This window comes from Flavobacterium sp. HJ-32-4, from assembly GCF_022532105.1.
Classification (GTDB): domain Bacteria; phylum Bacteroidota; class Bacteroidia; order Flavobacteriales; family Flavobacteriaceae; genus Flavobacterium.
Map to the genome: position 1 here is coordinate 822,324 of NZ_CP092832.1, position 13,994 is coordinate 836,317.

8 protein-coding genes are annotated in these 13,994 nt (G+C 52.4%); 7 read left to right on the forward strand and 1 reads right to left on the reverse strand.

Annotated features, from left to right (window positions below; all coding sequences use genetic code 11):
* Nucleotides 1-16 precede the first annotated feature (16 nt).
* Complete coding sequence (locus tag MKO97_RS03295) at nucleotides 17-2,089, reverse strand: prolyl oligopeptidase family serine peptidase (RefSeq protein WP_241104644.1); 2,073 nt, start codon at nucleotides 2,087-2,089, stop codon at nucleotides 17-19.
* 188 nt (nucleotides 2,090-2,277) lie between these two features.
* Here MKO97_RS03295 and MKO97_RS03300 point away from each other — a divergent pair, with 188 nt between their 5' ends.
* From MKO97_RS03300 to MKO97_RS03330, 7 genes are all read left to right on the forward strand, one after another.
* Entirely contained in the window at nucleotides 2,278-5,202 is a 2,925-nt protein-coding gene (locus tag MKO97_RS03300) for a TonB-dependent receptor (RefSeq protein WP_241104645.1), read from the forward strand.
* 100 nt (nucleotides 5,203-5,302) lie between these two features.
* Nucleotides 5,303-8,686: a T9SS type A sorting domain-containing protein gene (locus tag MKO97_RS03305; RefSeq protein WP_241104646.1), complete on the forward strand. Its 3,384-nt coding sequence runs from the start codon at nucleotides 5,303-5,305 to the stop codon at nucleotides 8,684-8,686.
* A gap of 117 nt (nucleotides 8,687-8,803) precedes the next feature.
* A complete protein-coding gene (locus MKO97_RS03310) occupies nucleotides 8,804-10,339 on the forward strand; it encodes a lipopolysaccharide biosynthesis protein (protein ID WP_241104647.1) in 1,536 nt (511 codons plus the stop codon).
* Complete coding sequence (gene dut, locus MKO97_RS03315; RefSeq protein WP_241104648.1) at nucleotides 10,336-10,770, forward strand: dUTP diphosphatase; 435 nt, start codon at nucleotides 10,336-10,338, stop codon at nucleotides 10,768-10,770. The genes MKO97_RS03310 and dut overlap by 4 nt, the downstream gene beginning before the upstream one ends.
* A 25-nt stretch (nucleotides 10,771-10,795) precedes the next feature.
* Entirely contained in the window at nucleotides 10,796-11,803 is a 1,008-nt protein-coding gene (locus tag MKO97_RS03320; RefSeq protein ID WP_241104649.1) for a sugar phosphate nucleotidyltransferase, read from the forward strand.
* Nucleotides 11,804-11,860: 57 nt separating this feature from the next.
* Entirely contained in the window at nucleotides 11,861-13,213 is a 1,353-nt protein-coding gene (locus MKO97_RS03325; RefSeq protein WP_241104650.1) for a cytochrome C biosynthesis protein, read from the forward strand.
* Nucleotides 13,210-13,980 (forward strand): DUF4292 domain-containing protein, encoded by a 771-nt coding sequence (locus MKO97_RS03330; RefSeq protein WP_241104651.1) that lies wholly within the window; start codon nucleotides 13,210-13,212, stop codon nucleotides 13,978-13,980. Before MKO97_RS03325 ends, MKO97_RS03330 begins: the two co-directional genes overlap by 4 nt.
* The last annotated feature ends 14 nt before the right edge of the window (nucleotides 13,981-13,994 follow it).

Sequence of the window (13,994 nt, forward strand, 5' to 3'; positions counted from 1 at the left end):
TACTAGCCGGCTTTTTTCATTGCAGATGATAGAGCAGGAAGTCGTAAAAGGCGGCAGTTGCTTCTGTAAAGCTCGCCGCGGTCGTACCTCCCCCGTTGTGGCCCGCGTTGCGATCGACCCTCAGGTATACCGGATTCTTCTGCCCGGGCCGGTTTTGCATCTTAGCCGCGAATTTATACGATTGAAAAGGAGGGACCCGTTCATCGTTTTCGGCCGTAATGATAAGCATGGTGGGATAGTTGACGTCTTCACGGATGTTGTGATAAGGGGAATACGCCATAACCTCGCGGTATCCTTTCTCATTTGAGATATCGCCGTATTCATCGACATGGAAGCGCCCTACCGAAAATTGATAAAAAAGCGGCATGTCGTATACACCCACCCGCGGTACCGCCACCCGAAAAAGCTCGGGACGAAGCGTAACGGCGGCACCCACCAACAACCCACCCTGGGAGGCGCCCGTAATCGCCAGTTTGGACGGCGACGTATACTTCTCGCGAATGAGGTACTCGGCCGCATCAATAAAGTCGTTGAAGGTGTTGATTTTGTTGGAACCCCGTCCTTTTTCATGCCACTCGGTGCCTTTGTCGCCATTGCCCCTGACTTCCGCAAAGGCATATACGCCCCCTTTCTCAAGGAAATACACCAGTCCGTTGTTGTAACGAGGGGTATGGATCTTGCCGAAGCTGCCGTACCCTTCCAGCAGTGTGGGGTTGGTTCCATCCAGTTTCATGCCGCGTTTGTGCACGATCGTGATGGGCACGTCTTCACCGTCGCGGCTTTTATACGTAATGTTCTTCGTTTCGAAATAATCAAACGGGAAAAGCGTTGGCTTGGCCTTCGTATAGCGGGAAACGAAAAGGTCGCTCGCGCCGGTTGTAAGGTTGAGGCGATAATTCTGTGCAGGAATGACATCAGAAGAAAACGTCACATATACTTCGTCTTTTTCATAGTCGTAAAAGGCAATCTCATAGTCCAGTCCGTAGGGAAGGTTGAACCGCCGGATGAACGTTCCGTTGTCGTGATATACACCCATATAAAACTGGCCATCCGCTTTATACTTGCATAAGATATAGTCTTTGAAAAAGGCGACGCTCACCAGCAGGTTCATATAGATCTGCGGGATAAGGATGCGTTCGCTTTTATCGACTACCGAAATCGTACGCAGGTCACCCCATGGATATTGGTTGGACGAGCAGTATATTTTCCCTTTACGATAGGTCTTGAAGCGATAATCCTTCAGGTCTTTGTCGAATAGGGTAGGAACAAAAGGGGGCAGGGTAAGGTCGGCCAGATACAATCCTTTAATCGATTCGTCAGGATTCTCTACCAAAACCGCCAGGACATCCCCGTAGACCCTGAAACTGGAGATGTTTCCCGTACTCTCCTTCGTGTCATAAACCGTTTCATCCACCGCCTCCTCCGAGCCGAGCCGATGGTACATGAGCCGGAAGGTCGAATCGCGTTCCATGCCATTCGTATTGTCATTTCGCTTGTAGAAAAAACCGCTGTCGCCGTTCCAGGCTACCCCTGAGAATTTTACCTGATGGATGACGTCGTCCGGATCTTTACCGCCATTCAAGGTCTTCAGCCGTATGACGCCGCGATCACCGCCCCCCGGATTTATGAGATACGCCAGGTATTGGTCGCCTTTTGAAGGATAAAAAGACTGGATGGGCGTTTCGGTGTCGCCCGTCACGTTAGAAGGATCCACTATAAGTTCGGGATCCGACTGTAGATTTCGTATCAGATAGAGTGAAGAAGGGCGATTGGCGGAGCTGCGGAAATAACCATACAGATAACGGCCTTTTTGGAACGGCAAGTAATACGTAGCCCGTTTGGCGTAGTCGAGGATGGCCTCTTTCGAAGAAACGGTCTTCCTGATTTCAGCGAAGTGGGCATCCGTAGCGGCATTTTCAGCCTCGACCCAAGCCAGGGTCTCGGGGCTATCCAGTGTTTCCAGCCAACGGTAGTTATCCGTAAACGGAAGGCCGAAGTGTTCCTCAACAACAGGCAGTTTTTTGGCAACGGGAACTTGGGCGTAAAGGTTCAGGCAAAGCAACAAAGCGGCTGCGACGAGTCGGTTCATGAAGAGGGATATTTCGCAAATGTAGAGAAAGTCCGATTTGTTTTTCGCAATACACCACCGCTTTACACTGGCATAAACTGCGTAACGATTTAAAAGCGTTGTATTTACATTCGACCAAAAGTGTTAAAATTTAAGTAACCCTTAACACTTAAAGAACGGGTAGTTTCGCTACGTAAAATCGTATCGTTATGAAGGTGAACACCTTTGTTGTTTGTTTGTTCTGGTCATTCTTCGCGTTCTCACAGACGGGCGCCATCAACGGAACCGTTCTCGACGAGGGGAACGGAAAACCCCTCCCGGGAGTAACCGTTGTATTAACTACCGGAAATCGCACAGCCATGTCGGACCTCGACGGGCATTTCTATTTTGACACGGTAGCGGTCGGATCCCACGACATCGCCTGCTCGTTCGTATCGTTTGCCCCCAAGACGGTTACAGGAGTAGAGGTGAAGAAAGGGGAGGTAACCGATCTTACTATTGTCATGTCGGGAAGCTCGGAAGAACTCCAGGAAGTGGTAGTGGTGTCTACGGCCAAAGCGCGCACCGAATCACTCAAATCGCTATTGACACTGCAGAAGAACAGTCCGTATGTGTCTGACGGCATCTCCGCCGAAACCATCAAGCGCACACCCGACCGCAACGTGTCAGACGCCCTTCGTCGCATCAGCGGCGCCAGTGTCCAGCAAAACCGGTTTATCGTCATACGCGGACTCAACGACCGCTACAACGCCAATATGATCAACGGAACGCCGCTTCCGAGTACCGAACCCGACCGGAAGGCTTTTTCGTTCGACATCTTCCCATCGAATATCGTCGACAACCTGATCATTGCCAAGACCGCTACGCCCGACCAACCGGGTGAGTTCGCCGGCGGTATCATCCAAATCAATACAAAAGGAATACCCGACCGTAACTTCCAGTCGCTTTCCATCGGCAGCGGATACAACACCCAGACCACCGGCAAAGAACAACTCGATTATAAAGGAGGAAGTACCGATTGGCTAGGCATCGACGACGGAACCCGTGCGCTACCCTCACAGATTCCGGATTATTTCAACTTCCGCGACCTGACGGCCTCCGAACGCGCCGGGTACGCCCAGTATCTCGACAGTGACTGGAGCCTTCGCAAAAAGACCTTCGCCCCCAACATCAGCTTCCAGTATACGAATGCCCGACGGTTTTCCCTTTTCGGGAAACAGGCCGGGTTTCTATTGTCGGCGTCGTATAATAAAACCAACAACTTCTTCGAGACGATTCGCCGTGATTATGAAAATCCGGGACCCGAAGAACCATCGTTGCTCTATGCCGATTTCCTCGACAGCAACTATGTGGAACAGTACCTGGTAGGTGGACTTTTGAACTTCACCCTGAAACTAAACGCAAACAACAGTCTGAGCTTCAAGAATATTTATAGTATCAATTCCGATGACCGCGTCATCATCCGGTCAGGAACGCCCTTCCAGGCGACCGATGTCAACCCGCTGCAACTCTACTCTTCCGTGCGATGGTTTACAGGCAACCGCATTTACTCCGGACAGCTCATCGGCGAGCACTTCTTTACCGCCGCCAAACAACGGCTGACGTGGTTGGTATCGTATAGCAATGTGCAGCGCGACATCCCCAACCTGCGCCGTAACATCTACACTTTTTATAAGGAAGTAACCGATCCGTCCAATCCGAATCCGGCCGACCTCCAGCCCGTTGCCAGCATCGCCGAAGGAAATGCCGGTGCCGACTATGGCGGCGGGATGTTCTTCTCAAAGAACAGCGAGAACGGCCTCAATGTCAAAGCCGATTTTTCCCAGCCGATAGGGAAGGAAGGCGAAATCAAAACCGGACTGTTCTTCCACAGGAGAGACCGCGACTTCTATGCCCGCCAGTTGCAGTACAACAAACTCAACACCGGCACCGCCGTATTCGACGACAGCCTGCTGACCCTGCCGGATGCTACCATATTCAATCCGGGGAACATCGGCATCACTGGTCCGGGTACCGCCGGGTTCACCCTTTTCGACGGCAGTAAGTACTTCGACAGTTATACCGCATCTGCCGACCTCACCGCGTTTTACATGATGGCCGATAACCGCTGGAAGAAATTCCGGTTTATATATGGCGTCCGGATGGAATCCTACCGCCAGCAACTGACCACCCGGCTGACCGACACCGAATGGCTGCGGCAAAAAGAAAACCAGGTCGACGTATTGCCATCGGCCAATGTGGTCTACGCGCTGACCGAGCAACAGAACCTCCGGTTGAGCTATTCACAAACCATCAACCGTCCGGAGTTCCGCGAATTGGCGCCTTTTGGGTTTTACGATTTTACCACCCAGTTCTTTACATCGGGTAACCCAGCACTCAGCATCGCGAACATCCAGAATTTCGACTTCCGGTACGAGATCTTCCCAGGACGCAACCAACTGTTCTCAGTGTCGGCTTTCTACAAAAAATTCCGCCGCCCCATCGAGTTGATCGCCGGTATCAATAATAAGGAAGTAAGTTATAAGAATGCCGAGTCGGCGCGCAATTTCGGTTTCGAGCTCGAATTCCGCACCGTCGTAGGCTCGTGGTTCGGCCGAGAGGAAGGCGGCTTCCTCAACGACCTTACCGTCTTCTCGAACCTGTCGATCATCGACTCGAAGGTAGACGTATCGAACCTGGCATCGGCCTCTGACGACCAAAAAGAGCGTCCGATGCAAGGGCAGTCACCCTACGTTTTCAACGCCGGGCTCCAATATGCCAACGAAAGCTCCGGATGGATCGTGTCTGTCAACGTCAACCGCGTCGGAAACCGGATCGCGGTTGTAGGCAATACTGAAGCCGAGCCCGACCTGTGGGAGAAGAGCCGCACCCTGCTTGACGCCCAGTTGGCGAAGCGCTTTCTCGGCAATAAGCTGGAAATCAAATGTAATATCCAGAACCTGCTTGACCAGGACCTGATTTTCTACCAGAACAAAACCGGAGGGAAAAATGTCACCGGCATCAGTGCGCTGGCCAATGGGATTTTTACCGGAGATAAACAGAATGCCGACGGGTACCAGGAAGGCGTTGATGACCTTGTGTGGTCGTCGCGGTTCGGTAGTACGTTCTCCCTCAGCGTGCTTTACAATTTTTAATTACAATTACGTAACATATTGATAATCAATATAATATAATAAAAAGTAAACACATTTTCTACCTTCGTTTCAATCCTTTAACATCAAAAAAACACAACAAATGAAAAAACTCAGCGTGCTCATGATGCTCCTTTTGGGAGTCGTTGGTTCGGCCCAGATCGTACCAACTTCCTATCAGGGAGCTTTTGCACCAGCCCCCGCTGCCATGTGGACGGACGGCTGGACGAATTTCGATCCACAAAACACCGCCTACCCATCGGCGACGGTAACGGTCAACACGGCCATCACCACCAACACCACCTGGACGTCAGGCAACACCTACCTCTTGTCAGGATTGGTGTATGTAAAGAACAACGCCACGCTTACTATTCAGCCAGGTGTAAAAATCCTTGGCGATAACAGCGGTTCTGCCCTTGTGATCACACGTGGCGCGAAATTGATGGCAGTCGGAACGGCTGCGGCTCCGATCGTATTCACATCCGATAAGCCTGTCGGCCAACGCGCTAAAGGCGATTGGGGAGGCATCATCCTATTGGGTAAAAGCCAGTTCAACCTGAACGGAGGCGAGAATTACATCGAAGGGATTACCAACTCTCCCGACACACAATACGGCGGCGGCGCGTCTCCTATCCTTAACGATAACTCCGGTACGCTGAAGTATGTGCGTATCGAATTCGGAGGATACGTATTCGCCCCAAACAACGAAATCAACGGCCTGACTATGGGAGCGGTCGGTAGCGGTACCACCATCGACTACGTGCAGGTATCGTTCACCAACGACGACGCTTTCGAATGGTTCGGCGGAACGGTTGACTGTAAGCACCTTGTGGCCTATCGCAACCTTGACGACGACTTCGATACCGATAACGGCTACAGCGGCCGCGTTCAGTTCGGGTTGGCGATCCGCGACCCACAAATATCCGACGCTCCGGCTGTTTCCACATCAGAAGGTTTTGAGTCTGACAACAACGCGGCCGGTTCAGAAGTGTCGCCTTACACCAGCGCCATCTTTACCAACATGACCATGGTCGGACCGTCGTACCGTCAGACACTGCCAAACGGAGGCACACTGGCCACCGGCTACAAGCGTGCGGCCCGTATCCGTCGTGCATCCCGCCTGAAAATCTACAACTCCATTTTCATGGATTATCCGGAAGGCCTTCACGTTGACGGCGTCGGATCTGAAACAGCGGCCCTTAACGGCACGCTTCGTTGGAACAACAACATCCTGGCCGGTATCACCAATACCACCAAAGTATTGCAGGTCAACACATCCGGAAACAACCCATCGTTCAACATCAGCACCTGGTATGCGGCCAACGGCAACACCACACTGGCGACGAGCAGCGGGCTGCTTACGGCTCCGTATAACACGTCGAATGCGACGGTATATACCGGACTCGACTACCGTCCGGCTTCACAAAGTGTAATTAATGGTGCCAGCTTCACCGATTCGTATTTCAACGGTATCCTCAATCCGATTGCCACTACCAAACTGAAATCATCACAATGTGGCATCACCATCAGTACGTTGACGACACAGTTGTATGCTACCGCCGTAGCGGGTGCACAGGCCTACCGTTTCCAGGTAACCAATGGTGCTACCGTACGTGAGTACACCCCAGCCAATGCCGGGGAAGCCTTTTTCAACCTGAACCTTCTCCAGGGAGGTGCTGCGTATGGTGTAGCCTACTCCGTAAAAGTCGCCATCAAAGTAGAAGGCGTATGGGGTAACTATGGCGATGCCTGTATCGTAACGACGCCGGCCGCTTCACCGCTTACCAAACTGAAAACCGCACTGTGTGGTGTCACCATACCGACCCTCGGAACACTGTTGTCAGCCAATTCCGTAACCGGCGTATCAGGTTACCGTTTTGAGATCACCAATGGGACCAACATACAAACGTTTATCCCGGCGGCAGGTTCAAATACCTTTGCCCTGACCCAATTGCCAGGCGGAGGCGCTTTCTCTACCACCTACTCGATCCGCGTAGCCACCCTGGTGAACGGCGTATGGGGTGCATATGGTGATGCTTGTACTGTCACTACACCATCTGCCGCTACAAAAGTAATGGCATCACAGTGTGGCACGACGATTCCGGCACTCAACACTCCGATTTATGCCGATGAAGTAACCGGTGCTACCGACTACAAATTCGAAGTGACACTTGCAGGAAATGTTCGTTTCCGTGAGAACAATGTTCGCTACTTCAACCTGACACAACTTACAGGCGGAGCAGCTTATGGCGCGACCTACAGTATCCGCGTGGCAGCAAAACTCAACGGGGTGTACCAAGACTTCGGTCCGGCTTGTAACATCACGACGACGACAAACATCCCGCCAACAAAACTGAAAGTGGCCTCCTGCGGTGTAACACTTCCAGCACTTGGAACAGCGATCAACGCCACACCGGTTCCATCTGTAGAAGGCTATAAATTCGAAGTGACCAACGGTTCAAACGTACGCACACTTGAAACAATAGACGCGACATTTAACCTTACGCAATTGAGCGGCGGCGCAACCTATGCGACTACCTATTCTATCCGTGTAGCGGTTAAATTCAATGGTACCTACGGTGCTTATGGCGACGCCTGTACCGTAACGACTCCGGCTACCGCCCCTACGACGTCGTTGCAAACTGCAACCTGTGGCGCGACACTCGCGGCCGTCAACTCTGTATTATATGCCAACTCATTGGCCGGCGCCCAGATGTATCGTTTTGAGGTGACCAACGGAGCCCTTATTCGTACGGTCGACAAAACAAACTACTATTTCAAACTGACCGACTTGTCAGGAGAAGCCATCAAATATGGCACTACCTACAGCGTTCGGGTAGCCGTAATGACCAACGGCACCTGGGGTGTATACGGTTCTTCCTGCAATGTCACGACACCGGCTGTTGCGCCACTTACCACACTTAAGAGCACGCAATGTGGCGTAACACTGGCCGCCTTCAACACCCTGATCTATGCGAACACCGTATTGAACGTTGATGCATACCGATATGAAGTAACCAACGGCGCTACGGTTCGCACCATCGATAAACCGGCTGCCAGCTATTTCTTCAGGCTGACCGACCTGGGTGGCGAACCTATCACAGCCAACACCGTGTATTCTGTTCGTGTAGCCACTTCGGTGAACGGTACCTTCGGGGCCTACGGATCGGCCTGTACGGTAACCACACCGGCTACGGGTCGTTTCGAGCAGGAAGAAGAGGTAACAGAAGTACGTCCAACGGAGGCGACATTGGTTGCCTATCCGAATCCGTTTACGAGCGCCTTCCAGATCAAACTGGACAGCGAGTCGGATGAGAAAGTAGAAATCGTGGTTTTTGATATGTCAGGCGTTGTAGTAGATACCATCAGCACCACCAAAGAGCGACTGTCAGAATTGACACTCGGCGACCGCTACCGCAATGGCGTTTATAACGCAATCCTTACCCAGGGACAATTTGTGAAGCGCTTCCGCCTGATCAAGCAGTAGTCCTCCTGTTGCTACTTTAAAAAACCCGTGGGATGTCCTCCCGCGGGTTTCCTTTTTGTAGGCCCTGAGCCCTTCCACCAAAGCCGAATTCCGTACTTTTGCCGAAACGCAGAATCGGTGGGACTATACAAGAAACTCTTCCAGCAAACGGCCATTTATGGGATGGCAGCCGTATTGCCCAAGATTTTCTCGTTCCTGCTGGTGCCGCTCTACACCGATGCCCTTCACAACAAAGGCGATTATGGGCGCGTGTCGGTACTCTTCTCCTGGATGATCTTTTTCAACGTGCTGCTTGCCTACGGTATGGAAACGGCGTTTTTCCGTTTTTACAACCGCGAGAAAGACCGGCAACAGGTAGTGGAAACCGCGATGGTGTCGTTGGTATGGACGTCGTTCGCCTTTCTCTTCACCGCATTGTTGTTCCGCGAACAATTGGCAGTGTGGGCGGGGGTGGATGTCGAATACGTCACCTACCTCGTCTGGATCCTGTTGCTTGATGCGCTCGTCATCATCCCCTTTTCGAAACTCCGCGCACAGCAACGCCCCATCCGCTACGCCGTCATCAAAGTCGGGAACGTATTGGTCAACCTCGTACTCAATGTCTTCTTCCTGATCTACCTGCCCAAACTGGCGGCTCACGACCCGGGAGGCTTCTTTGATTCCATTTACTATTCGAATTTCCAGGTCGGATACATCATCATCTCCAATGTCGTAGCCAGCCTGCTCACCCTGCTGGCCTTCGCCCCCGACTACCTCCGCATGCGCTGGCATTTCGATTGGGCGCTGTGGAAGAAAATGCTGCAATACAGCCTTCCCGTCATGGTAGCCGGCGTCGCGTTTGCGATCAACGAACAATTCGATAAAATCCTCCTGCAGAAGTTACTTCCGCTGTCGCCCGAAAAAGCAGAAGAACAGGTTGGTATCTATTCTGCCTGCTACAAGATTGGCCTTTTCATGGTGCTTTTCCGAACGGCTTATACGCTGGGCATCGAACCCTTCTTTTTCAGCCATGCCGACAAAGAGAACGCGGCCAACACCTACGCCACGATCACCCGCTATTTTGTCATCTTTGGCTCGTTCATCCAATTGGCGGTGATTGTGTTCGCCGACGTCCTCAAACAGATCATGCTGCGCGATGACGTCTACTGGGAAGGGATGAAGGTCGTGCCGCTCATCATCTTCGCAAACTTCTTCCTCGGCATTTACACCAACCTGTCGGTCTGGTACAAACTCATCGACAAAACGTACATCGGCGCGCTGATTTCGCTCGTGGGAGCCGTTGTTACCCTGCTGTTGAATTTCTGGCTCATCCCGCTCGACGGGCCCTTCGGAGGCTACTATGGATCCGCCATTGCTACCATCGGCGCCTACGGCAGTATGATGCTGATTTCCTACCTGATGGGACAACGGTATTATCCCGTGCCCTACGATAAAAAGCGGATCGGCGGCTACCTCACCCTTTCGATTGTCTTCTCGGTGGTGTATTTTTACCGTTTCCGGGAAAATTACCTGGTAGGAGGCGCGTTGCTACTCGCCTTCCTCGGCGTCATTTTTATCGCCGAAAAAGACGCAATCCGCCAGGTGCTGCAACGCCGTGAAAAACCACAGTCCCCCGTTTCAGGTGGGCCTGATAATGAAAACCAACTCGTATGACCATTCGCATCATCAACAAATCATCGCATCCGCTGCCCCATTATGAATCGTTCGCTTCGGCCGGTATGGACCTCCGGGCCCATCTCACCACACCCGTGACGCTACGCCCGATGGGACGCGCCATCATCCCCACCGGATTATACATCGAGCTTCCGGAAGGGTATGAAGCACAGGTGCGCCCAAGAAGTGGACTCGCGGCCAAAAAAGGCGTCACCGTCCTCAATGCACCCGGCACTGTCGATGCCGATTACCGTGGTGAAATCGGGGTCATCCTCATTAACCTTTCGGAGGAAGATTTTGTGGTGGAAGACGGCGAACGCATCGCGCAACTGGTCATCGCCAAACACGAACGCGCCGGATGGATCGAAGTCGAATCCCTGTCGGAAACCGCCCGCGGTGAAGGAGGGTTCGGAAGTACCGGCGTAAAATAAAAGCAAACAAAAACATCCTATACAAATGAAAATCATTGTCCCAATGGCCGGTCGTGGCTCCCGTCTTAGGCCACATACGCTTACCGTACCGAAGCCGCTGATCCCGATTGCCGGCAAACCCATCGTACACCGTCTGGTTGAGGATATCGCGGGTGTGCTCCACCAGGCCATCGAAGAAATTGCCTTCATCATCCACAAAGACTTCGGCAAACAGGTAGAAAGTGACCTCCTCGCCATTGCCGCCAAACTAGGAGCGAAGGGCACGATTTACTACCAAAACGAAGCCCTCGGAACCGCCCACGCCATCATGTGTGCGAAAGACAGTATGACCGGACCGATCGTCGTGGCATATGCCGACACACTTTTCCGGGCTGATTTTACGTTAGATACTACCGCCGACAGCGTGATATGGGTGAAGCAGGTAGACGATCCGAGCGCGTTTGGTGTCGTGCAGTTAGACGGTGACCGCATTGTGGATTTTGTCGAGAAACCGAAGGAATTCGTATCCGACCTCGCCATCATCGGCATCTACTACTTCAAGTCCGGCGAAGCGCTACGCGAGGAATTGCAATACCTGCTCGACAATAACGTCGTGAAGGGAGGCGAGTACCAATTGACCGACGGACTCGAGAACATGAAGCAAAAAGGACTGCGGTTCGTGCCCGGAAAAGTAGACGAATGGATGGATTGCGGCAACAAGAACGTCACTGTTGAAACCAATTCGCGCATGCTGCAGTTTCTGCACGCCGATGGGGAGCAACTGGTGTCGGATAGCGCCGTTTTGGAAGCGTCGACCATCATCCCGCCGTGTTTTATCGGTGAGGGAGTGGTGTTGAAGAACGCCACCGTCGGCCCGAACGTCTCACTCGGCAAAGGAACCAAAGTGGAGAACAGCTCCATCAAAAACAGCCTGGTGCAGGAGAAATCGACGATCCGCAATGCGAACCTTGACAACGCCATGATCGGAAGCCACGCGACCTTCGACGGGAATTTTACCAGCATCAGTATAGGCGATTATTCCGTGTTGGAATAATTCTTAAGAGCACGATAAAAAAAGGGTTGTTACGACAGATTGATGTATTTTAGGCAGATGTACAAAAAATGGCTTACCATCGCACTGGTTCTCGGAGGATGCTTCCTCCGGATGCCGGCCTGCGCCCAACAGGGGGAACCGGAAGATATCGGTGTAGCGGAAGATAAATTCCGCGACAAGTTCTTCGAAGCCCTGCGCCAAAAGGCCATCGGCAATTACGACAAGGCCATTTCCTATGTCGACGAATGCCTGAAATTACAACCCGATAACCCCGCCCTTTTCAACGAAATCGGACGGAACCAACTACTGGCCAAACACTACAAAGAAGCCTACGAGGCATTTGAGAAGGCGAGTCAACTCGACCCCGCCAACCGTTGGTACCTGAACGGCATGTATGACGTGGCCTACGAAACGCAAGACTGGAACCGCGCCATCGGTATTGTCACCAAACTCCTTCCGTTTGACGATACGCTGAAGGAAGACCTCGTTTCATTGTATATGAACACAAAGCAGTTCGACAAAGCCCTGGCCCTGATCAACGAACTCAACGCCACCGTTGGGCATTCCGAAAAGCGCGATTTGTATAAGGCCGATATCCTGTCGGATCCGAAATACGCCGGAAGCGAGAAAGACGACCTGCTCGCCCGGATCAAAGCCGACCCGCAGGACGAAGCGGCCTATCTCGAACTCATGTCGCTCTACAGCAACAGTGGCCAGGAAGCCAAAGCCAATGAAATCGCCAAACAGTTGGAAAAAGCCATCCCGGCTTCCGATTGGGCCCAGGTGAGCCTGTTCCGAAACGCGCTCGCGGCCAATGATGGCGATCATGCGGTTACAGCCATGAACCAGCTACTCAAAAGCACCCGGATCGATTCGAAGATCAAGCACCGGGTCATCAATGAGTTTTTGCTGTTTACCCAGAAGAACCCTCAGTATGCCGAGGCGCTGGCCCAGGCCACGGCGCTGTTTGGGGGCGACCAACAGGCCAAGACGGCCAAAGAAATCGGCAAGTTCTACCAGGGGAAAGGCGACTGGAAGAGCGCCGCGACTTACTACGAGAAAGAAGCGACCGCCAACCCGGCCGATCTCGAAAACACCCTGTTGTTGCTCCAGGCGTATGCGGAAACCACACAGTTTGACAAGCTGAACGCCAAAGCCGCGGCTGCCATCGAACTTTATCCGATGCAACCCGAATTGTATTACTATGGCGGGCTCGCCCTCAACCAGTTGAAGCAGTTCGCAAAGGCAAAAGACCTGTTGCTTACCGGAGTAGATTATATCGTCGACAGCGTACCGCTGGAAGCCAATTTCAATATACAGATCGGCGAAGCCTATCACGGACTCGGAGACGAGGCCAACAAGGAAAAGTACTTCCTCAAAGCCGACAAATTGCTTAATAAAAAGAAATGAAAAAAGGAATCATCATAGCCCTGCTTGCGCTCGTGGCTGTCTCCTGTAAAACCCAACAGGCAGTGGTAGCGACCGCGAAGGCACGCGAAGCCCAATCGGTTGCCGAAATCGCGAAAGGGCATTACGCCAGCCAGGGCGATTTCCGCACAGCCTATATCAAAGGGTCGGTCAGCTACAAAGACGACAACCAGTCGCAGTCGCTTTCAACCGAGATCCGCATCCAGAAAGACCAAAAGATACTTGTGAGCCTTCGTTTGCTCGGCATCACCGTCGCCAAGGCACTCATCACGCCATCGGAAGTCAAATACTACGAAAAAGCCAATGGTACCTACTTCGAAGGCGATTATGCCTCGCTAAGCAAATGGCTGGGCACCGAACTCGACTACGCCAAAGTGCAGCGCCTGTTACTCGGTCAGGCAATGGACGACCTTACAGCGGCCGGTTTCATCGCCTCGCTGGAAGAACAGATGTACAAACTTGAAAAACAGTCGGACGGCACCGAAAAAGTGTTTTACTTTGAAGCGTCAAAATACCTGCTGAAACGGCAGGGGGTAAGCCAGCCGAGTCGCAGCCGTGTCCTGCAGGTCAGTTACGACGGGCATAAAGAATACGCAGGGCTGCTGCTGCCGTCGACGATTGGCATAGAAGCCTTCAACAAAGACAAAAAAACAACCATCGACATCGACTATACCTCCGCGACCTTCAACGAAGATCTTACCTTCCCCTACAGCGTTCCGGATGGCTATGACCGCGAAGAACTTGACTGAACCAAAACAGCCAA

Excerpts from the sequence above, each read along its gene's own strand:
- MKO97_RS03295 (WP_241104644.1), bottom strand. The coding sequence starts at position 2,089 with ATGAACCGACTCGTCGCAGCCGCTTTGTTGCTTTGCCTGAACCTTTAC.
- MKO97_RS03320 (WP_241104649.1), top strand. The coding sequence starts at position 10,796 with ATGAAAATCATTGTCCCAATGGCCGGTCGTGGCTCCCGTCTTAGGCCA.
- MKO97_RS03300 (WP_241104645.1), top strand. The coding sequence starts at position 2,278 with ATGAAGGTGAACACCTTTGTTGTTTGTTTGTTCTGGTCATTCTTCGCG.
- MKO97_RS03325 (WP_241104650.1), top strand. The coding sequence starts at position 11,861 with ATGTACAAAAAATGGCTTACCATCGCACTGGTTCTCGGAGGATGCTTC.
- MKO97_RS03330 (WP_241104651.1), top strand. The coding sequence starts at position 13,210 with ATGAAAAAAGGAATCATCATAGCCCTGCTTGCGCTCGTGGCTGTCTCC.
- MKO97_RS03305 (WP_241104646.1), top strand. The coding sequence starts at position 5,303 with ATGAAAAAACTCAGCGTGCTCATGATGCTCCTTTTGGGAGTCGTTGGT.
- dut (WP_241104648.1), top strand. The coding sequence starts at position 10,336 with ATGACCATTCGCATCATCAACAAATCATCGCATCCGCTGCCCCATTAT.